The following is a 20,370-nucleotide window of genomic DNA, read 5'->3' as shown; positions in this document are numbered from 1 at the left end:
AGCACACCTAGCCGCCATACAAGGCCTTGCGCGGCGCACCGGTCAGCTCGGCGGCCAGCTTGGCGGCCGTGGACGGCGGCAGGTGTTCGGCCAGCTTGGCGTAGACGCGGCGGCCTTCGGCCAGCTGGCCTTCGGCGGCGTCGGCGGCGCCCTGCACCATCACCACGAACTCGCCCTTGCGCTGGTTGTCGTCGGCTTCGACCCTAGCCTGCAACTCGGCCAGGGTGCCGTCGAGCACGGTTTCGAACAGCTTGGTCAGCTCGCGGGCGATCACCGCCGGGCGCTCGTCGCCGAAGGCCCCGCGCAGGTCGGCCAGCGACTCGACGATGCGGTGCGAGGACTCGTAGAACACCAGGGTGCGGGTTTCGCCGGCCAAGTGCGCCAGGCGCTCGCGGCGGGCGGCGCTCTTGGCCGGCAGAAAGCCTTCGAAGCCGAAACGGTCGCTGGGCAGGCCGGCCACGCTGAGCGCGGCGATGGCGGCGCAGGCACCCGGCACCGGGCTGACCCGGATCCCAGCCGCGCGGGCGGCGCGCACCAGCTTGAAGCCGGGGTCGCTGACCAGCGGGGTGCCGGCATCGCTGACGATGGCCAGCGACTCGCCCTCGCGCAGGCGCGCGACGATGCGCTCGGACATCGCCTCTTCGTTGTGGTCGTGCAGGGCCAGCAGCGGGCGGTCGATGCCGAAATGGCCGAGCAGCTGGCGGGTATGGCGGGTGTCTTCGGCGCAGATCGCGGCCACGCCACGCAGCACCTCCTGCGCACGCGGCGACAGGTCGGCCAGGTTGCCGATCGGCGTGGCGACCACGTGCAGGGTTCCGGGGGAGGTCATCAACGGTATTCCGTAGGGCAAAGGGTAGAATCGTAGCGTTTTTAACGGTCCGCCCCGGCGGGCCCCGTCCAATGGATCTGAAATGAACAAGCGTGTTGCAAGGATCTCCGCCCTGTCGCTGATGGTGATGCTGGCCGCCGGTTGCGCCACCAGCAGCGTGACCCAGACCGCCTCGCCGACCCAGAGCGCGGCGCTGGCGTTGCTGGACCAGGGCAAGCCGCGCGAGGCGGCGCAGCAACTGGAAGCCGAGGCCGCCAGCGCCAGCGGTGCGCAGCGCAGCCGCCTGCTGGCCGCGTCCGCGTTCGGCTGGCACGACGCCGGCGATGACGCACGGGCGCGCACGCTGCTGGCGCAGGTCACCGCGCGTCATCTCGGCGGCGAGGACCGCGCCCGCTTCGCGCTGCTGACCGGCGAGCTGGCGGTGATCGACAAGCAGGCCGCGCAGGCGCTGCAGGCCCTGGGCGACAGCCCGCAAGGCCTGCCGCAGCCGCTGCAGACCCGCTGGCTGCTGGCACGCGCCGCCGCACTGGAAGGCACCGGCGACCTGTTCGGGGCCGCCGCCGACCGCGCACGCGCCGATGCGAGCCTGACCGGCACCCCGCGCAGCGAGAACCAGCGCGCGATCGTGCGCCTGCTGGCCGCACTCGACGACGCCACGCTGAAGAGCCGCACCGCGGCGCTGCCGGCGGGCGATCCGCTGTACAACTTCGCCGGCCGCGCCTTGATCAGCCGCGGCCTGGCGCTGCCGCGCGCGTTCGACCGCGACGCGCAATGGGGCTTTGACACCAGCAAGCGCCCGCCGGCCGAACGCGATGGCTATCGCCCGCCGGTCAAGCTGGGCGTGCTGCTGCCGCTCAGCGGCAACCTGGCCACCGCCTCGGCGCCGGTACGCGACGGCCTGCTGGCCGGTTACTACGCCGAGACCCGCCGCCGCCCGGAACTGCGCTTCTTCGACACCGCCGGCACCGCCGCCGGCGCCAATGCCGCCTACGACAAGGCAGTGAGCGCCGGTGTGGATTACGTGGTCGGCCCGCTGGGGCGCGACGAAGTCAGCGCCGTGTTCGCACGCGGCCAGCTGGCGGTGCCGGTGCTGGCGCTCAACCGCCCCACCGACAACAAGGCACCGCCCAGCGGCAGCGCCGGCTTCTCGCTGGCGCCGGAAGACGACGGCATCATGGCCGCCGAATACCTGCTTTCGCGCGAGCGCCGCAACGTGCTGATCGTCGGCACCAGCGACGACAACGGCAAGCGCACCATCAAGGCCTTCCGCGACCGCTTCAGCGAACGCGGCGGCACCATCGCCGGCAGCATCAGCGTGGCCGAGGTGCCGGGCGACATCGGTGCGCAGCTGCGCAATTACGGCACCGCCGATGCAGTGTTCCTGGTCGTGCGTGGCAACACCGCGCGTGCGCTGGCGCCGCAACTGGCCTTGAGCGGATTCGCTGGCAAGTCGCGCGTGGGCACCTCGCAGCTGGTGGCCGGCACCGGCAAGGTCGAGGACGACCTGGCCCTGGACGGCATCGTCTACCCGAGCGAAACCTGGACCGCCCTGGGCGTGTCCGGCCTGCCCGCCTCCACCCAGGTTGCCAGCACATTGCCCAGCGCACGCGGACCGGGGGCGCGCCTGTTCGCCTTCGGCTACGACGCCTGGAAGATCAGCGCGTATCTGGAAAAGCTCGCCACCGGCACCGATGGCGGCCTGCGCGGCGCCACCGGCACCCTGCATCTGGATGGCTTCGGCAACGTGCTGCGCACCCCGGCCTGGTCCACCTTCAACGGTGGCCGCCCGGTGCCGATCGCCGACGGCCGCTGACGCCATGCCGGCAGCGCGTCAGCAACGTGGTGCGGCGGTGGAAGCGGCCGCCCGTGCGCTGCTGGAGCAGGCCGGGCTGCGGCTGGTGGTGGGCAATGCCAGCTACCGCGGCGGCGAACTGGATCTGGTGATGCGCGACGGGCAGGCGCTGGTATTCGTGGAGGTGCGTTATCGCCGCGACAACCGCTTCGGCGGTGGCGCGGCATCGGTGGACCGGCGCAAACGCCGCAAGCTGGTGCTGGCCGCGCAATTGTTCCTTGCCTATCACCCGGCACTGGCGACACTGCCGTGCCGCTTCGATGTGGTGGAAGCCAGCGGCGAGCCGCCGGTGCTGAACTGGATCCGCGACGCCTTCCGCGCCGACGATTGCTGACAACGACCCACGCGCGATGCCCACCATCATCACCCATGCCGCCGTGCCGCTGGCGCTCTGGTGCGCCAGTGAACGCGGCCGCCTGTCGCCGCGCCTGCTCGGTGCCGGCATCGTCGCGGCGATGTTGCCCGACGCCGATGTGCTGGCGTTCGCGTTGCATGTTCCGTACGCCGATGCGTTCGGCCATCGCGGTGCCAGCCACTCGTTGCTGTTTGCCGGGCTGATCGCGCTACTCGGTGGTGTTGCGCATCGCCTGTTGCGTGCGGACGCGCTGCAGGCAGCAGCGTTCTTGTTCGTCTGCACCGCCTCGCATCCGCTGCTGGATGCGATGACCTCAGGCGGACTTGGCGTTGCACTGAGCTGGCCCTGGAGCGAGGCGCGCTGGTTCGCGCCCTGGCGGCCGATTCGCGTGTCGCCCTTCGCCAACGGTTTCTTCAATGCGCGCGGCCTTGCCACGCTGCTCTCCGAGCTGCGCTGGGTCTGGCTGCCGCTCACCGTCGCGGTGCTGGGATGGAAATGCATCCAGCGCGCGGCACCACAGGACCACCCGTCATGACCGATGTGCTTCCCACTGCCCTGGCCGACTTGCTGGCCGCGCGGCTTGGCCCCGATGGCTGGTTGACCGGCGACGACACGCGACGCAGCCACGGCGAGGACGATTCGCGCCGCTGGGCATTGCCCGCCGCCGTTGCCTTGCCGCGCGATACCGAGGAGGTGGTGGCGATCGTGCAGGCCTGTCGCGCACATGACGTGCCGATCGTGGCGCGTGGCGCGGGCACCGGCACCACCGGTGCCGCAGTGCCGTTTGCCGGCGGCGTGGTGGTGTCGATGGCGCGCATGAACCATATTCTTGCGCTGCGTCCGGCCGATCGCTGCGCCGTGGTGCAACCAGGCCTGCTCAATGGCGAGTTGCAGCGGGCCTTGCAGCCGCATGGCCTGTTCTGGCCGCCGGATCCGTCCAGCGCGGACATCTGCAGCGTCGGCGGCAATCTGGCCACCAATGCCGGCGGCCCGCGCGCGGTGAAGTACGGCGCCACCCGCGACAACGTGCTCGGCCTGGTCGCAGTGACCGGCACCGGCGAGGTGATCCGCTGCGGCGGTGCGTACACGAAAAATTCCACCGGCTACGACCTGACGCATCTGCTGGTCGGCAGCGAAGGCACCCTGGCGATCATCGTCGAGGCGACCTTGAAACTGACACCGCGTGCGATCGCACAAGCCGGTTTGCGCGCGCTGTATCGCGATGCGGCCAGCGCCGCGGCGGCGGTGTCGCGCATCATGGCGCAACCGACCACACCGACGATGCTGGAATTCATGGATGCCAGTGCGATTGCGTTATTGCGCCGCAACGGCAGCGACGTGCCCGAGGCCGGCGCGATGCTACTGATCGAAGCCGATGGCGATCACGACACCCTGCCTTACGCCTTGCAGGCCTTGCACGCTGCGGCCGAGGGCGAGGGCGTGGTGAGCCTGGACGTGGCCGCCGATGGCAGCGCGCGCGACAGGCTGTGGGCGGCACGCCGGGCCTTGTCGCCGGCGCTGCGCACGATCAAGCCGGGCAAGATCAACGAAGACGTGGTGGTGCCGGTCTCGCGGATTCCCGACCTGGTGGCCGGCGTGGAAGCGCTTGCCGCCGAATTCGCGTTGCCCATCGTCGCCTTCGGCCATGCCGGCAATGGCAACCTGCACGTCAACATCATGTACGACCCGGCCGATGCCGACGAAGACGCACGCGCCCATGCCGCATTGCCGCGCCTGTTTGCGCTGGTGCTGGCGCTGGAAGGCACGCTCTCCGGCGAGCACGGCATCGGCGTGGCCAAGCGCGATTTCATGGCCCAGGCCTTCAGCGCACCGACGCTGGCGGCGATGCGTGCGATCAAGGCCGCGCTGGACCCGGACGGGATCCTGAATCCGGGCAAGGTGTTGCCACCTGTGGAATGACCCGCTTGCAGCGTTGCAACTGGAGTTCCGAACGTCATCCGTTGAACGCTGCGCTGGCCTGGCTCGTTTATGCCACCGAAGAACACAGTCCGCCGATGGCAGGATCATCGGCGTCGAACTTGAAGTCGAGAGAGAGTGTGTCCCGCAGCGATGATGACCTGCGGATTAGCACCGGCGTGATTCAACGCAACTGCGCATCCAGCCAATCCAGCACGCGCTGTTGCACATCCACGCCATGCTCGGTTTCGTAAAACCAGTGCGGGCCGCGCGGATAGGTCACCTGCTCGACCGCTGTGCCCTGCAGTTTGAGCGCGCGGTACAACATGTCGCCTTGCGATGGCGGTACGCGTTGGTCGGCCTGCCCATGCAGGATCAGCACCGGCACATGCACCTTGTCGGCGTAGCGTATCGGCGAGTGTGCGTCGTATTCGACACGGTTGCGCACCGGGTCGCCGAAATAGCCCGGCAGGTAATCGGGCACATCGGTGGTCAACGCCATGGCGCCGATATCCACCACGCCTGCGCCAACGATGGCGGTCCTGAAGCGCGATGACTGCGTCACTGCCCATGCAGACAGATAACCGCCGTAGCTCCAGCCACCGATGGCCAGACGCGCGGGATCGATCACGCCTTCGCGTTCGAGCTGGTCCACGCCGTCCAGCACATCCTGAAAATCCGCACCGCCCCAGTCGTGGCGTGCCAGCTCGGTGAATGCCGCACCCTGCCCTTCCGAGCCGCGCGGGTTGGGCAACAGCACCGCGTAGCCATGGGTGGACAGCAGTTGCGCCCAGTCATGCCAGGACCCCAACCAGCCGGACGCCCAGGCAGCTCCCGGTCCTCCGTGGATCTGCACCAAGGTGGCCAACGGCGTTCCCGCCTTCCAGCCCGGCGGCGTGACCAACACGCCCGCGATCGATCGCCCATCGCGCGATGAGGTCCAGCTCAAGTCGCGCAGCTGTCCATGCGCCCAGGTGGCGACCTGTGGATTGGTGTTGCTGCGCTGCGCGAGCTGACCCGCGCGCAGCGTCCAGACCTCGGCGGACTGGTCATCACGCAGGCCGAGATAGGCGATCTCGCCATTGCGCGCAACGGTGAATGCCTGATACGGAATCTGCGGCCGGGCAAGCGGCTTCCAGCGCCCGCTGGCGGCATCGATGCGCAGAAAGGCGCCACGTACGCCTTGCAGTCCTTCGCCGATCAAGCTGCTGTCGTTTTGCCAGCGCGCCAGCCACAAGGTGCCGGGCCAGTCCTGTGCCAGCACCACACGCCGCTGACTGCGCAGCTGGTGCACCACCAGATTCGCCACCATGCCGTGCTTGCCAAGTTGCCCATACAGCAGCCGACTGCCATCCGGTGACCATTGCAATGGCAATGCCGAGGCATGCGGCTCCAGCACCGCACCAAGCACGCTGCCCTGCAGCGACCACAGCTGCACGCGCGATGCGTACCAGTAGTCGTTGAGCGTGGTGCCGTCGGACACGCGCAGCGCCAGTTGCAGGCCGTCCGGTGACCAGGCCAGGTCGTGCACCTGCAGGCCGGGCGGTGTCAGCACACGCGTCTGGCCGCTCTGCAGATCACGCACCCACACCCGTGAAAACCGGGTTGGCCGCTCGGTCTGCACGGCATCGCGCTTTGCGTCCGCATCGGCCGTTGCCTGGGCGGTGGGCGGATCCAGCGCCAGGTACGCAATCTGGCGCGCATCAGGCGACAGCGAGAACCCGCTGACCTCGCCGGTCGAACGCGTCAGCAGCTCTGGGGCCGCATCTGCTGTCTGTTGCCAGACCTGGGTTGGCGCCAGGTGCGCGTGTCGGGTGGCGTCGTCCGGCAACGGCCGCGTCGACAGGAAGAGCAGCCGGCGGCCGTCGGCAGACCAGCGTGGATGCTGATCGTTGGCCTCATCGGTTGAGGACATCGACACTGCGACGGCGGTACCGCGTGCGGGTATCTGCCAGATCTTGCTGAGCGGCGGCTTGCCTTGCGCCTGCGGGAGGGCGACGGTGTAGGCGATGCGGCGACCATCCGGACTGATCTGGGGGTCGCCCACGCTGCGCAGCTGCATGATCTGCGCAGGCGTCGGCACGGGTTGTGCAAACGCGCAGCCGGTCAACAACAGCCAAGCCGACAGCAGCCACAACGCACCGAACCGATACCGCATGTCACCCACCTCTTCCAAATGCCGACGCATGCTGCGCCGCGCATGTTGGCATGCCATTAGCGGCGGCGTGAAAGCACCTGCAACGCGTTCCAGACCATGTCCTTGGCCCGTCCCTGGTCTCGTTCCAGGGCATCCCCATCAGGACGCGGTCCTGGCCGCATTGCACCAATGTGCTTGCGGGCTCCCGCATCGCGCGACCGAATGCTCACCCGGCTTTGCACTGTTCGGGACAACCGGATCTCGCTCAAGCTGTCCGCGCCGTCGCCACGAAACAGCTGCGCTGCGCTGCTCAGCGCGTCACCCCAATGAAGCGCAAACCCACGCCCGGTTCGGTGACGATGTAATGCGGGGCGGCGGCATCATCGTGCAGTTTCTGGCGCAGCTTGCCGACCAGGATGCGCAGGTAATGGGTGTCTTCTTCGTGGGTGGGGCCCCACACCTCGCGCAGCAGCTGTGGCTGGGTGACCACGCGGCCGGCGTGTTTGAGCAGCAGCGCGAGCAAGGCGTATTCCTTGCGACTCAAGGGCACCGCTTCGCCATTGAGGGTGACCTCACGCAGGCCCAGATGGATGTGCAGGCGGCCGTCGTCGAACACGCTCTCTTCCACCGTGCTGCCGGCGCCGGCCTGGCGCAGCAGCGCACGGATGCGCGCCATCAGTTCCTGCACGCCGAACGGCTTGGTGACGTAGTCGTTGGCGCCGGCATCGAGCGCGGCGACCTTTTCGGTTTCGCCGGCGCGCACGGTGAGCATGATCACCGGCACGTTGGACCATTGGCGGATCTCGCGCAGCACCTCGTGGCCGTCGCGATCGGGCAGGCCGATGTCCAGCACCACCAGTTCGGCGCCCTGCCCGGCCAGCATGGCCAGGCCTTCCTCGGCGGTGCCGGCCTGCAGCACGCGATACCCCTGCGCACGCAGGCTGATGTCGAGAAAGCGGCGGATCTGCGGCTCGTCGTCGACGATCAGCACGCGGGCAGGCGGGATGGCAGTGGGGTCAGTCGGCATCGGGGCGAGGTGGCGCGGCGGGAACGAGCAACGGCAGCGTAATGCGGATCGTGGTGCCGTGACCATCGGCACCGGCCAGCGCCTCCACGCTGCCGCCATGCGCGCCGATCATGCCCTGGCAGATGGTCAGGCCCAGCCCGGTGCCGTGACGGCCGCGGTCGCCACGCTCCACGCTGTAGAACATGTCGAAAATGCGCGCGCGCTCGTCCTCGGGAATGCCGGGACCCTGGTCGCCGATATCGATCTGCAGCGCGCCGGCCTGCAGCCGTGCCTGCACGGTGACGGCCACGCCGGCTGGCGAAAATTTCGCCGCATTCTCCAGCACGTTGAAGATCGCCTGCTCCACCAGTGCCGGGTGCACCCAGATCGCCGGCAGGTCGGCGGCCAGATCCAGTTGCAGGCGCACCGCCGGCTGGTAGCGCTGCAGCCGCCGCGTGGCCGAGCCGATCAACTCGTCCACGCCGATCCAGTCGCGCTTCAAGGTCAGCCCGGTGTGGCCGAGCCGGGTCATGTCGAGCAGGTTCTGGATGTAGCGATCCAGCCGCTCGCCTTCCAGCTGGATGGTGTCGAGCAGGCTGTGGCGGTCCTGCGCGTCCATCGCATCGCCGTAGCTGGCCAGGCTGCTGGCCGAGCCGATCATCGAGGCCAGCGGCGAACGCAGATCGTGCGAGACCGAGGACAACAATGCCGAGCGCAGGCGCTCGGTTTCGCCACTGACGCGCGCGCCCTCCAGATCGGCGACCAGGCGCGTGCGCAGCGCCGCCTGGCCGATGTCCTCCACCATTGCTTCGGCCAGCCGACGTTGCTCCAGGCCGGGCCGCTGCACGCTCTGACGAAAGCGCAGCGCGGCCACCCCCAGGCTGCCACGTTCGTGCCGCACCGGCAGGCACCACCACTGCGCGCCGGCCAGCGTATCGGTGAAGCGGCCGGCCGGCTGACCGTGGCGCTGGGTCCACTCCGCCGCGCTGCGATCGAGTGCGCCGAAGCTGGCCGGTGCATCGCTCTCGCGTTGCTCCAGCCGCAACCAGGCCTCGGCATCCAGTGCAGTGGCCAGCGCGCGACGGCCGGCTTCCAGCACCTGCCCCAGGTCGGCGGCGGTGCTGAGCTCGCGGGCCAGCGCCTGCAGCGCATTGGCATGCGCGTTGGCGGCGCGCAAGGCCAACACCTGGCTGCGCAGACGCGAGGCCAGGCGGCCGGCGACCAGGGCGGCGATCAGGAACAGACACACCGTCACTACGCCCTGGCGCGCGCTGATGTGCAGGGTGAAGCGCGGTTCGATGAAGAAGAAGTTGTAGGCGACAAAACTCAACAGCGCGGCGATTACCGCGGCGGCCATGCGCGTGCGCGAGGCCACCAGCACCACCGCGACGATGAACACCATCGACAGATCGTCGATGTCGGTCCAGCGCTGGATCACCCACGCCACCGCGACCGCGGCAGCGGCGGCGATCGCCGCGAACGCCAGGTCGTAACGCTGCAGCCACTGGCGCGGATTGCGCCAACGCTGGCGCGCGCGTGCACGCGCATCGGCCGAGCTGACGATGACCAGTTCGTAATGCGCGCCACGCTGCAGCAATTGCTGGGTCAGCGTGCGGTTGAACATGCGCGCCAGCGGGCGTTCGCGCGTGCGCCCCAGCACCAGCGTGGACACGCCGTTTTGCGCGGCGAAATCCAGCAACGCCTCGGCGACGTTGGCACCGTGCAGCAGCGCGGTATCGCCCCCCAGGCGGCGTGTCAGTGCGAACGCGCGGTCGATCTCCAGCTGCCAGGCGGCGTCGGCCACGGTGCGCGTCTGCACGGTGACCACCGTCCACGGGGCATCGCGCCGCTCGGACAGCCGCCGCGCCACCCGCACCAGATAATCCGAGCTGCCACGCCCATCGATGGCCACCACCACGCGGCGACGCAAGGCGGCGGTGCCGGGCAGGCCGCGCGCGGCCTGGGTGTCGCGCAGATCGCTGTCGACGCGGTCGGCCGCGGTCTGCATCGCCAGCTCGCGCAAGGCGGTGAGGTTGGAGGGCGAGAAAAACGCCTGCAAGGCCTGCGTGGCCTGCTCGGGCAGATACACCTTGCCTTGCTGCAGGCGTTCGATCAGTTCGCGCGGCGGCAGATCCACCAGCACGATGTCGCGCAGGCGGTCGAACACCGCATCCGGCACCGTCTCGGACACGCGCACCCCGGTGATGCGCAGCACGATGTCGTTGAGGCTTTCCAGATGCTGGATGTTGACCGTGGTGTAGACATCGATGCCGGCATCGAGCAGTTCGACGATGTCCTGCCAGCGCCGCTCGTGCCGGCTGCCCGGCACGTTGCGATGGGCCAGCTCGTCGATCAGCGCCAGCTTCGGCTTGCGCGCCAGCAACGCGTCTAGGTCGAGTTCTTCCAGCTCCCGGCCCTGGTAGTTGATGCGGGTGCGCGGCAGCAGCGGCAGGCCATCCAGCAGTGCCGCGGTTTCGCTGCGGCCATGGGTTTCCACCACCCCGGCCACCACGTCCATGCCCTGGCGCAGGCGCTCGCGCGCCCGCGACAGCATGGCGTAGGTCTTGCCCACCCCGGGCGCTGCGCCCAGAAACACGGTCAGGCGCCCGCCATGTTCGCGCTGCAGTTCGCCGATCAGCGCGTCGGCTTGTTGGGTGCGGGCGTCAATCATGGAGGCCGGGATTGGGGAAGCGGGATTGGGGATTGGGGATTGGTGCAGCCTACCGCGAGCTGACAGCTCTAGTGCTGTTGCTTTGGCCCATTCCCGATTCCCGACTCTCCATTCCCGGCGCGATCCAGCGCCAGGTTCAGCGCCAGCACATTCACTCGCGGCTGCCCTAGCAGGCCGAACTGTGGCTGTTCGGTGGCGGCCTGGACCAGCGCGGCAACGCGTTGCTCCGGCCAGCCGCGGGCGGTGGCGATGCGGCGCACCTGGACCTGGGCGCCGGCCGGGCTCAGGTGTGGATCCAGGCCACTGCCGGATTGGGTGATCAGCTCACCGGGGACGGCCTCCGGTGCGATGCCGTCGCGTGCAGCCACCTCGGCGCGCGTGGTGGCGATGCGGCTTTGCAGGTCGGGATTGGAACGCGCCTGATTACTGCCGGCCGCCGCGGTCGGGTCGTACTTGGCCGCCGAGGGGCGTGGCTGGAAATAGCGCGCATTGGCAAACGGCTGCGCCACCAGCGCCGAGCCGACCACACGCGCATCATCGCGCAGCAACGAGCCGTGCGCCTGCACCGGGAACAGCGCGCCAGTGATGCCGGTGGCGACCAGCGAATAACTCAGGCCCAGACCCAGCAGAATGAACAGCGCCAGCATCACTGCCCCGCGCGGGGCGCCGTCGTCGCGCAACGGCAGCGAAGCGGGCGTACCGGTTTTCGAAGAAATCGTCATGACTCAGTTCCCAAGAGTGGCGACAAGCGCCAGGTCGATCAACTTGATGGCGGCAAACGGCAGCAACACGCCACCCACGCCGTACATCAGCATGTTCCGGCGCAACAGGGCCGTGGCGCTGGACGGACGAAAGCGCACGCCGCGCAAGGCCAGCGGGATCAATGCCGGGATGATCAACGCATTGAAGATCAAGGCCGCCAGCACCGCATGCCGCGGGTTGGACAACTGCATCACGTTGAGCGCAGCCATCGACGGAATCGCCGCGGCAAACAACGCCGGCAGGATCGCGAAATACTTGGACACGTCGTTGGCCAGCGAGAACGTGGTCAACGCACCGCGCGTGATCAGCTGCTGCTTGCCCACCTCGACCACCGCCAGCAGTTTGGCCGGATCCGAATCCAGATCGACCATGTTGCCGGCCTCCTTGGCCGCCTGCGTGCCGGAGTTCATCGCCAGGCCCACGTCGGCCTGGGCAAGCGCCGGCGCATCGTTGGTGCCGTCGCCGACCATCGCCACCAGCCGCCCGCCGGCCTGCTCGGCGCGGATGCGGGCCAGCTTGTCTTCCGGGCGCGCCTGGGCGATGTAATCGTCCACGCCGGCCTCGGCGGCAATCGCGGCGGCGGTGAGCGGGTTGTCGCCGGTGATCATCACCGTCTTGATGCCCATCGCACGCAGCTGCGCGAACTTCTCCTTGATGCCTTGCTTGACCACGTCGCTCAGCTCGACCACGCCCAGCACATGCCGGCCTTCGGCCACCACCAGCGGGGTGGCGCCGCCGCGCGCGACTTCTTCGATGCGGCCATTCAACTCCGGCGACACCGTGGCGCCCTGCGCCTGCACATAGGCCACGATCGCATCGCCGGCACCCTTACGGATGCTGCGCCCGGCCAGATCGACGCCGGACATGCGGGTTTGCGCGGTGAAGGCGATGAAATGCGCGCCCTCCGGCTCGACAGCCACGGCACCCTGCTGGCGTGCCAGCTTGACGATGGACTTGCCTTCCGGCGTCGGGTCGGCCAGCGAGGCCAGCATTGCCGCATCGCGCAGCTGCGCACGGTCGATGCCGGCCAGCGGATGGAACGCGGTGGCCTGGCGGTCGCCGTAGGTGATGGTGCCGGTCTTGTCGAGCAACAGCACGTCCACGTCGCCGGCCACTTCCACCGCCTTGCCGGATTTGGCCAGCACATTGGCCGACAGCGCGCGGTTCATGCCGGCGATGCCGATGGCCGGCAACAGCCCGCCGATGGTGGTTGGAATCAGGCATACCAGCAGCGCGATCAACAGCAGCGGATCCAGCGTGACCCCGACGAAACCGGCAATTGCCGGCAACGAGGCGACCACGATCAGGAAGGTCAGCGTCATCGCTGCCAGCAACAAGGTGAGCGCGATTTCATTCGGCGTCTTCTGCCGGTTGGCGCCTTCCACCAGGGCGATCATGCGATCGAGAAAACTCTGTCCCGGCTCGGCGGTGACCTTGAACACGATCTCGTCGGAGAGCACGCGCGTTCCGCCGATCACGCCACTGCGATCGGTGCCGGCCTCGCGCAGCACCGGTGCCGATTCGCCGGTCACCGCCGCTTCGTTGATCGTTGCAACGCCGCGCACGATTTCGCCATCGGCCGGGACGAATTCGCCTTCGGACACCATCACGTAGTCGCCCGGGCGCAGCTCGGCCGCCGGCACGCGGGTCTCGCGGCCACCGAGTGCGGTTTCCACCCGGCGTGCGACCAGATCCTTGCGCGCACGGCGCAGCGATGCGGCCTGCCCACGCCCACGCGCTTCGGCGATGGCCTCGGCAAAGTTGCCGAACAATACGGTGACGAACAAAATTGCCGTCACCGCCCAGCCGAAGCCGGCGTTGCCATGCCCGCTGGCGGTGATCACCGCCGCCAGCACCGTGCCGCCCATCACCACTGCCATCACCGGGCTGCGCAGCAGATGCCGCGGCGCCAGCTTGCGGAAGGCCGCACGCATCGCCGCCATCAGCACGGCAGCGTCGAACAACGCTGCGTCACCGCGCTCGCGTTTTTCAGTCGTATCGATCGTAGACATTGCTCAAACTCTCAGGACGCCGCCAGGGCGAGGTGTTCAGCGATAGGACCCAGCACCAGTGCCGGCATGAACTGCAGCACGGTGAGCACCAGCACGATCGCCATCAGGGTCAACGCAAAGGTGGGCGTTTCGACCTGCAGGCTGCCGGCCGACTCCGGCGCGCGCCGCTTCACTGCCATGCGCGCCGCCACCATCAACGGCAGGATCAACGCGGGATAACGGCCCAGTGCCAACACCACCGAGCAGCTCAGATTCCACCAGTAGGTGGCATCGCCCAGTCCTTCGAAACCGGAACCGTTGTTGGCGAAGGCCGAGGTGTACTCGTAGAACACCTGGCTGATACCGTGGAAGCCGGGATTGGAATTGGCTGTCAATGCAGGCACCGCCAACGCCACCGCCGTGAAGCCCAATACGACCAATGGCTGCAGCAGGATCAGCAGCGCAAGCAACTGCACCTCGCGTGCTTCGATCTTGCGGCCGAACAGCTCCGGCGTGCGCCCGGTCATCAAACCGGCCAGAAACACGCTCAGCAGCAGATACACCACGAACTGCTGCAAGCCGCAGCCGATGCCACCCCAGATCGCGTTGATCAGCATGTTCACCAGCGTGACCAGGCCGCTCAACGGCGCCAGCGAATCGTGCATCGCGTTGACCGAGCCGTTGGAGGTCTGCGTGGTCAACGCCGCCCATAACGCGGACGCATCCGCGCCGATGCGCACCTCCTTGCCTTCCATCAGGGCAGGCGAGCTGGCGCTGGCCGAATGCGCTTCGGACCACAGCAACAGCACGGTGGACGCGACCGACATCGTCAGCATGGTGCCGAATACCAGCGCGGTGAGGCGCTTGCGCCCGGTCAGATAGCCGACCATGAACACCACGCTCATCGGCAACAGCACCAGCGCCAAGGTCTCCAGCAGGTTGCTCAGCGGCGTGGGATTTTCCAGCGCCACCGAACTGTTGGGACCGTACCAGCCGCCGCCATTGGTGCCGAGTTGCTTGACCGCGACCATCGCCGCAACCGGCCCGACCGGAATGGTCTGCTTGGGCATGCCGGCACTGCTGTCCAGCGGGGCAGCAGTGGCCGCACCCTGCAGCGTGGAGGGCACGCCCTGCCAGCCAAGCAGCACGGTCCACAGCAGGCACAGCGGCAGCAAGACGCGCACGCTGGCGCGGATCACATCCGCCCAGTAATTGCCGACGTCCGCGTCGGGCAAGGCCTCCACGCCGGAACCCGACGGCTGCCGTCCCTGGCGCGGCATGCCCATCTGCGGATCATCCGACCCTGCCACCCGCAGCTCGGCGCCTGCCGTCGCACCGGATAGCAGCGAGGTATCGGACACCGTTGCGGCAGCTCGCCCACCGAACAATGCACGCAAGGTCGCCACCGCCAACGCCAGACCCATCATCGGCGTCACCACCTGCAGGCCGACGATGCCGGTCATCTGCGCCAGATACGACAACTGCGCCTGGCCCGAGTAATGCTGCTGGTTGGTGTTGGTGACGAACGACACCATGGTGTGCAGCGCGGTATCCCAGCGCATGTTCGGAATGCCGTCCGGGTTGAACGGCAGCCACGCCTGAGTCATGAACACTGCCCAGGTGAGCAGGCCGACAACCAGGTTGCTGAGCAAGAACGCCACCGCATAGCCGCGCCACGACATGCCCTGCTGAGGACGCGTGCCGAGCAACGCATACAGCGGCCGTTCGATCCAGCCGAACAGTGCATCGCCGCGCATCGGGGCGCCGCGCATCACCGCCGCCAGATAGCGGCCAAGTGGCCAGGCCAGCACGATGGCCAGCGCATAGACAAGGAGAGTTTCAATCATTGGAGCGCACTCGCATCAGAAGTCTTCGGGGCGCAGGACCACGTACAACAGGTACGCAGCGGCAACGAGCACGGCCACGCCGCACAACAGGGACAACCAGGCAGGCATGTCGGCTACTCCCCGAGGTGCGCGCAATGCGGCGCGATGGATGCGGTGCACGACGGCGCATGCAGCGTCTGCAGGCCGGCAAGGCAAAACGCTGCCGCACCGTGCGCGCAGCGCCGATGGAGCAGACAGGTCAAGGGATGCATCGGGATCGTCCAGGGCGGAACCGCTCCGCCAACCCGCGCAGTGTCTTCCCGGGCTGCGTAAAGTCGCTATGGACCTGTCAGGGCTCCCGCGTAAATTCCGCATAAATGCTGCATGGCGGCGGTCTGCGGTCAGATATCCAGATCATTCAGCCGTTTCCAGGCAACCACGACCTCGGCCTCACCCATGCTACCCAGTACCAGCCCAGGACAGCCAGGTTTTGAGTCAGGGCGTTATGAGGTTGTAGCAAAGCCTTGCTGGTCGAGGGCGCGGTGCCCTCACCACTTCCGGGACACGCCGTGAATCCGTCCCTGGAGGCTCCTTGGCGGCATCCATGCCGCCAAAGGGTCCCGGAACCGGTAAGGACACCGCACCAGGAAGTTTTAGATTGCTTCATTGAAAGCCTGCGTATTGCCAGGCTCATCTTGGCAACTGATTAGGCGCGCTGTTACGACAACGCACACCATGCTCTGCTTGTAACCTGCACACCAACCATGTCTGGTGGTCCTTACCCGCTCACCGTCGCGGGACCCTGAGCGGCATGGATGCCGCGCCGGAGCCTACATGGACGTACTTGCGGCGTGTCCCGCGATGGTGGGCGGGCAAGGGCCCTGCAGCGCACTCACAGTGTCGAGGGCGCGGCGCCTAGCTACTAGCGGAGCAGGCCGTAACTGCGCACCTGGAGGCTCCCACGTGTGCGGCCTGTCGACGGAACGCTCACCGCCGCTGCACTAGCGTGCCGCCGTCATCCATCAGAGTCCTTGCACATGCCTGTCAGCTACTCGATAAGCCTGCCCGACCCCAAGCTCGCCCGTGGCGGCGATGCGAGCGTGAGCTTCAGCGCCCATGGCGCCGAGGCCTTTGCCGAACAGTTGCAGGCCGCCTTGCGTGATCCGGCCTGGTTCGATCGCTGGCGCCAGCTGCAGGCCGACCCGGACGCGGTGGACCCCAGCCTGGGCGTGACCGATCCCTCGGCGACGGTGACCGGCAAGCAGGGCGACCTGCGTGTGGACCTGGTCGCCACCACTAGCATCCACGGCGACCTGCTCAAGCAGCGCATGCAGGCCCTGGCCGGACACCACTGGGAACTGCGCGACGTGCGTTGAGTTCCACGGCCGCCGTGTGCACGGCGCGGCGGCATCTTCGCTCAGACCGGTGCGCTGTTTGCCACACGCCGCGGCCAGCGCCATTTCAGATTCACCGCCAGCGTGCCGACCACGATCAGCGCCAGGCCCAGCCACTGCACCGGCACCAGTGCGTGGCCGTAGAGCAGATAGTCCAACAGTAGCGTCACCAGCGGATACACGAACGCCAGCACCGCGATCGTGGCCACATGCAGATGGCGATAGGACGAATAGAACAGCACATAGACGATGCCGCTGTGGATCACGCCCAGGCCTGCCAGCCACAGCCAATGCAGGCCCGGATGCAATGCCGCACTGCTGGAAAACCCGGCCAGCAGGAACGTGCCGATCCAGCACTGCACGGTCACCACCGCCAACGGCCTCTCACGGCTGATGCGACGCGACATCAGCAACGACGCACCGCACAGCAACGCCGCCAGCAGCGTGAGCGCAATGCCGATCAGGTATCCACGATCGGCCGCCTGCCACAAGCGCGCCGGATTTGCCGAGCAGGCCACGCCGACGAATGCCAGCAGCGTCCAGCCCAGATCGACACGCCGCGTGCGCTCGCCCTGCAACAACGCGGCCAGGAGCAGCATCACGAACGGAAACACGTGGTAGACCATGGTCGCCACGCCGATCGACGAGCGCGCCATCCCCGCGAACAACGCCACCCAGTTCAACACCAGCAATACACCGCTGATGGCGGCATCGCGCAACAGCGCACGCTCCCGCCATAGTCCTCGCAGCTGTCCACCGATCAACCCGCACGCGCTGAGAAACAGCGCACCGAACAGGCAGCGGTAGAACACTGCCGTCACCGGATCCTGCCCACTTTCGTGAACGAATACACCAACCGACCCGATCAACACTTCGGCGACCAGCAATTGCCAGATCGCGCGTCGCCCGGCGCCGGCCGATACCGCGTGCACAGACAAAGGAGTGCTCATAGCGCAATGGTTCCCTGCAGATACTGGACAGCGCTGCCGCGCACGTACACGTGCTGCGGTTCGACCCGGCACTGCAGTTCGCCGCCACGCGCGGATGCCTGTAGCGCGGTAAGCAGCGTCCTGCCCAGCCGCTGTGCCCACAGCGGCGCAAGCGCGGCATGAATCGATCCGGTGACTGGATCCTCGCTACCGCCATTGGATGGCCAGAAATAGCGGGAAACAAAATCGGACTGAATGCCTGGTGCGGTGACCGCCACGTCACGCGGTGCCAGTGCCAGCATCCGGCACAGATCGGGCGTCACCTCACGCACCTGTGCTTGGTCGGCATAGACGGCGATATAGGCCTGCGCGTTCGCATAGACAGCCTGCGGCGCGATCGATAACGACTCGCACAACGCTTGCGGCACCACCTGCACCAACGACGGCAGCTGGTTGGGGAAGCGCAGCTCGAAGCTGCGCTCATCCACCCTGGCAACCGTGATCTCGCCGACGGCCGGCGCACGCAACCGAAGTGGAAACGCCGCGTGCTGGTGCGTGGCGATCACGAACGCGCTGGCCAGCGTCGCATGTCCGCAGAAGCCGACCTCCTTGATCGGGGAAAACCAGCGGATATCGAACACGCCACTGTCGTCGCGCACGAAGAATGCGGTCTCCGACAGATTGTGTTCGCTGGCAATGGCCTGCATCACCGGCTCCGGCAGCCAGGCCTGCAACGGCACAACGGCGGCGGGGTTGCCCTTGAAACGCACCGTGGTGAACGCATCGACGATAAACACAGGAAGCAGCACGGCCAACCTCACGGACGAGAAGACATACCTGGCGTATTCACCGGGCACGCCCAGTCTGCAACGTGCTACACGACCATCACAGATTCAGATACGCTGCAAATCGACCAATACAGATGGAAGGCACCCGCAGATGCTTCTGTACGAATCGTTGGCCACGCAACTGCGGCAGCAGATCGAAGGCGGCACCCTGCGTGCCGGCGAGCGCCTGCCCTCGATCCGGCAACTGGCCGCCAACCACGGCATCAGCACCGCCACCGCCGTGCAGGCCTGCCTGCAACTGGAACGCGAAGGACGCGTCCAGGCGCGCCCGCGCTCGGGCTACTTCGTGCGCAGTACGACACCTGCATTGCCGGCCGCAGCACCCGTCGTACGTCGGCGCAAACCGGGCATGGTCGACAACCCGGCCTTGCAGCGCGTGCTCGAGACCCTGGCGCGTACCGACCTGGTGCCGCTGCACACCGCCACGCCCGCGCCTGCGCTATTGCCCACCGCACAACTGGCCGCGGCCCTGTCGCGGCAGCTGCGTCGCCAGCGCACGGCGGCGTTGGATTACGCACCGCCGCAAGGCCACGCCGCACTGCGCCGCCAGATCGCACAGCGTTATGCACACTGCGCAACCAGCGTCGACGCCGAAGAAGTGGTGATCACCGCCGGTGCGATGGAAGCGATCAGCCTGGCGCTGCGTACGCTCACCGCACCAGGCGATGTAGTGCTGGTGGAAACACCCACCTATCACGGCATCCTGCAGGCGGTGGCTGCATTGCGCCTCAAAGTACTGGAAGTACCCAACCTTCCCGGTCACGGCATCGATGTCGCGCGTATGGACGCGCTGCTGCAGCGCACCCCGGTGCGTGCGGCAGTGCTGGTCCCCAACTTCAACAATCCAAACGGCAGCCTCACTCCCGACAGCGCCAAGCGCGCATTGCTCGACAGCTGCGCCCGCCATGGCACCGTGGTGATCGAGGACGATATCTACGGCGAACTGGATTGGTCGGGCCAACGTCCACGCCCGCTGCGCCACTTCGATACCCATGCCAACGTGATCACCTGCGGCTCGTTCTCCAAGGTGCTCTCGCCCGGCCTGCGGGTGGGGTGGTTGCTCGGTGGCGACTGGACCGACGCCCTGGTGCGCGCCAAGTACTTTTCCACCGTCGGCAGCGCCAGCCTGCCGCAACTGGCACTGGCCGATTACCTGGCGCAACACGATCTGGAACGCCACCTGCGCAAGCTGCGCCGCACCCTGGCCGACAACGGGCAGCGGCTGCGCGATGCCATCGTGCGGCATTGGCCGGAAGGCACACGCGTGGGCGACCCGGCAGGCGGGTTATCGCTATGGCTGCAATTGCCCGACGGCGGCAGCGGCCAGACCTTGTTCGAGACCGCACTGGCAGAACGCATCGGTACCTCGCCCGGTCATCTGTACTCCAGCCGTGGCGACTACGCAGATCACCTGCGGCTGACCTGCGGCCAGCCGTGGAGCGACACGCTGGAGCGCGCGATGCGCCGATTGGGCAAGCTTGCGGCGCAGCTGGTGCGTTAGCCTGGTTTGTGGCAATGGCTATGGCCCACAAGATAATGATGTGACGCAGCTGATCGACGCAGACTTCAGATGCGAAAAGGCTGCTTGCGCGCCTTACCAGAAGGTTTGCAGGGCGTTGTATTGAAGCCTGCCTGTCGACCGCGTTGTATTGAGAAATTGATAGGACGCGCCGCTATCCAAGCAACCCACGTCATGCCCTGCTTGCACCATGCACAGCGACCAGCCTGACTGGTCCTTGCCCGCCCACCGTCGCGGGACCTGACGCGGCATGGATACCGCGTAAGAGCCTTATCTGTTCGGATTCTGGCAGTTTGGGCGTCGAGAGCCGGCGTGGGCCACCGTGAGAGCCTGG

16 protein-coding genes are annotated in these 20,370 nt (G+C 67.5%); 6 read left to right on the top strand and 10 right to left on the bottom strand.

Annotation, left to right across the window (positions count from 1 at the left end; all coding sequences use genetic code 11):
* Positions 1-7 precede the first annotated feature (7 nt).
* The gene (gene rsmI / locus LL972_RS09950) at positions 8-829 is read right to left on the bottom strand and encodes a 16S rRNA (cytidine(1402)-2'-O)-methyltransferase (RefSeq protein WP_039523544.1); all 822 of its coding nucleotides are present in this window, start codon (positions 827-829) and stop codon (positions 8-10) included.
* Positions 830-911: 82 nt separating this feature from the next.
* Here rsmI and LL972_RS09945 point away from each other — a divergent pair, with 82 nt between their 5' ends.
* From LL972_RS09945 to LL972_RS09930, 4 genes are read left to right on the top strand one after another with little or no spacing between them, the layout of a single operon-like run.
* Complete coding sequence (locus LL972_RS09945; protein WP_228327457.1) at positions 912-2,642, top strand: penicillin-binding protein activator; 1,731 nt, start codon at positions 912-914, stop codon at positions 2,640-2,642.
* 4 nt (positions 2,643-2,646) lie between these two features.
* Positions 2,647-3,015, top strand: a complete 369-nt coding sequence (locus tag LL972_RS09940) for a YraN family protein (protein WP_104533068.1) — start codon at positions 2,647-2,649, stop codon at positions 3,013-3,015.
* 16 nt (positions 3,016-3,031) lie between these two features.
* Complete coding sequence (locus tag LL972_RS09935; RefSeq protein WP_228327456.1) at positions 3,032-3,571, top strand: metal-dependent hydrolase; 540 nt, start codon at positions 3,032-3,034, stop codon at positions 3,569-3,571.
* The gene (locus tag LL972_RS09930; RefSeq protein WP_228327455.1) at positions 3,568-4,956 is read left to right on the top strand and encodes an FAD-binding oxidoreductase; all 1,389 of its coding nucleotides are present in this window, start codon (positions 3,568-3,570) and stop codon (positions 4,954-4,956) included. The genes LL972_RS09935 and LL972_RS09930 overlap by 4 nt, the downstream gene beginning before the upstream one ends.
* A 181-nt stretch (positions 4,957-5,137) precedes the next feature.
* Here the strand turns inward: LL972_RS09930 and LL972_RS09925 are convergent, their stop codons facing one another.
* The 7 genes from LL972_RS09925 to LL972_RS09895 form a co-directional block, all read right to left on the bottom strand.
* Entirely contained in the window at positions 5,138-7,111 is a 1,974-nt protein-coding gene (locus LL972_RS09925) for an alpha/beta hydrolase family protein (protein WP_228327454.1), read from the bottom strand.
* A gap of 289 nt (positions 7,112-7,400) precedes the next feature.
* A complete protein-coding gene (locus LL972_RS09920; protein ID WP_228327453.1) occupies positions 7,401-8,117 on the bottom strand; it encodes a response regulator in 717 nt (238 codons plus the stop codon).
* Positions 8,107-10,767, bottom strand: coding sequence for a sensor histidine kinase (locus tag LL972_RS09915; RefSeq protein ID WP_228327452.1), 2,661 nt, complete (start codon positions 10,765-10,767; stop codon positions 8,107-8,109). The genes LL972_RS09920 and LL972_RS09915 overlap by 11 nt, the downstream gene beginning before the upstream one ends.
* A 68-nt stretch (positions 10,768-10,835) precedes the next feature.
* The gene (gene kdpC / locus LL972_RS09910; protein ID WP_228327451.1) at positions 10,836-11,489 is read right to left on the bottom strand and encodes a potassium-transporting ATPase subunit KdpC; all 654 of its coding nucleotides are present in this window, start codon (positions 11,487-11,489) and stop codon (positions 10,836-10,838) included.
* Positions 11,490-11,492: 3 nt separating this feature from the next.
* Positions 11,493-13,541, bottom strand: a complete 2,049-nt coding sequence (gene kdpB, locus LL972_RS09905) for a potassium-transporting ATPase subunit KdpB (RefSeq protein WP_228327450.1) — start codon at positions 13,539-13,541, stop codon at positions 11,493-11,495.
* An 11-nt stretch (positions 13,542-13,552) separates the two neighbouring features.
* Positions 13,553-15,367, bottom strand: a complete 1,815-nt coding sequence (gene kdpA, locus LL972_RS09900) for a potassium-transporting ATPase subunit KdpA (RefSeq protein WP_228327449.1) — start codon at positions 15,365-15,367, stop codon at positions 13,553-13,555.
* 15 nt (positions 15,368-15,382) lie between these two features.
* A complete protein-coding gene (locus tag LL972_RS09895; protein ID WP_006452907.1) occupies positions 15,383-15,475 on the bottom strand; it encodes a potassium-transporting ATPase subunit F in 93 nt (30 codons plus the stop codon).
* Between the two features lie 908 nt (positions 15,476-16,383).
* On the opposite strand from LL972_RS09895, the gene LL972_RS09890 reads away from it, so the two are divergent.
* Positions 16,384-16,722 (top strand): hypothetical protein, encoded by a 339-nt coding sequence (locus tag LL972_RS09890; protein WP_228327448.1) that lies wholly within the window; start codon positions 16,384-16,386, stop codon positions 16,720-16,722.
* 41 nt (positions 16,723-16,763) lie between these two features.
* On the opposite strand, the gene LL972_RS09885 is transcribed toward LL972_RS09890, so the two are convergent.
* Together LL972_RS09885 and LL972_RS09880 are read right to left on the bottom strand one after the other, a co-directional pair.
* Entirely contained in the window at positions 16,764-17,690 is a 927-nt protein-coding gene (locus LL972_RS09885) for a DMT family transporter (protein WP_228327447.1), read from the bottom strand.
* Positions 17,687-18,478 carry a PhzF family phenazine biosynthesis protein gene (locus LL972_RS09880; protein ID WP_228327446.1) on the bottom strand — a complete coding sequence of 264 codons (792 nt, stop codon included), beginning with the start codon at positions 18,476-18,478 and terminating at the stop codon, positions 17,687-17,689. The genes LL972_RS09885 and LL972_RS09880 overlap by 4 nt, the downstream gene beginning before the upstream one ends.
* Positions 18,479-18,608: 130 nt before the next feature.
* On the opposite strand from LL972_RS09880, the gene LL972_RS09875 reads away from it, so the two are divergent.
* Positions 18,609-20,018, top strand: a complete 1,410-nt coding sequence (locus tag LL972_RS09875) for a PLP-dependent aminotransferase family protein (RefSeq protein ID WP_228327445.1) — start codon at positions 18,609-18,611, stop codon at positions 20,016-20,018.
* Positions 20,019-20,370 lie beyond the last annotated feature (352 nt).

The organism is Xanthomonas campestris pv. asclepiadis (genome assembly GCF_020784175.1).
GTDB classification, from domain to species: domain Bacteria; phylum Pseudomonadota; class Gammaproteobacteria; order Xanthomonadales; family Xanthomonadaceae; genus Xanthomonas; species Xanthomonas campestris_D.
This window is presented reverse-complemented; position numbering and strand designations above follow the sequence as displayed.

What these genes read in the sequence shown, in the direction of transcription:
- rsmI (WP_039523544.1), bottom strand. Translation starts at nt 829, where the DNA reads ATGACCTCCCCCGGAACCCTGCACGTGGTCGCCACGCCGATCGGCAAC.
- LL972_RS09945 (WP_228327457.1), top strand. Translation starts at nt 912, where the DNA reads ATGAACAAGCGTGTTGCAAGGATCTCCGCCCTGTCGCTGATGGTGATG.
- LL972_RS09940 (WP_104533068.1), top strand. Translation starts at nt 2,647, where the DNA reads ATGCCGGCAGCGCGTCAGCAACGTGGTGCGGCGGTGGAAGCGGCCGCC.
- LL972_RS09935 (WP_228327456.1), top strand. Translation starts at nt 3,032, where the DNA reads ATGCCCACCATCATCACCCATGCCGCCGTGCCGCTGGCGCTCTGGTGC.
- LL972_RS09930 (WP_228327455.1), top strand. Translation starts at nt 3,568, where the DNA reads ATGACCGATGTGCTTCCCACTGCCCTGGCCGACTTGCTGGCCGCGCGG.
- LL972_RS09925 (WP_228327454.1), bottom strand. Translation starts at nt 7,111, where the DNA reads ATGCGGTATCGGTTCGGTGCGTTGTGGCTGCTGTCGGCTTGGCTGTTG.
- LL972_RS09920 (WP_228327453.1), bottom strand. Translation starts at nt 8,117, where the DNA reads ATGCCGACTGACCCCACTGCCATCCCGCCTGCCCGCGTGCTGATCGTC.
- LL972_RS09915 (WP_228327452.1), bottom strand. Translation starts at nt 10,767, where the DNA reads ATGATTGACGCCCGCACCCAACAAGCCGACGCGCTGATCGGCGAACTG.
- kdpC (WP_228327451.1), bottom strand. Translation starts at nt 11,489, where the DNA reads ATGACGATTTCTTCGAAAACCGGTACGCCCGCTTCGCTGCCGTTGCGC.
- kdpB (WP_228327450.1), bottom strand. Translation starts at nt 13,541, where the DNA reads ATGTCTACGATCGATACGACTGAAAAACGCGAGCGCGGTGACGCAGCG.
- kdpA (WP_228327449.1), bottom strand. Translation starts at nt 15,367, where the DNA reads ATGATTGAAACTCTCCTTGTCTATGCGCTGGCCATCGTGCTGGCCTGG.
- LL972_RS09895 (WP_006452907.1), bottom strand. Translation starts at nt 15,475, where the DNA reads ATGCCTGCCTGGTTGTCCCTGTTGTGCGGCGTGGCCGTGCTCGTTGCC.
- LL972_RS09890 (WP_228327448.1), top strand. Translation starts at nt 16,384, where the DNA reads ATGCCTGTCAGCTACTCGATAAGCCTGCCCGACCCCAAGCTCGCCCGT.
- LL972_RS09885 (WP_228327447.1), bottom strand. Translation starts at nt 17,690, where the DNA reads ATGAGCACTCCTTTGTCTGTGCACGCGGTATCGGCCGGCGCCGGGCGA.
- LL972_RS09875 (WP_228327445.1), top strand. Translation starts at nt 18,609, where the DNA reads ATGCTTCTGTACGAATCGTTGGCCACGCAACTGCGGCAGCAGATCGAA.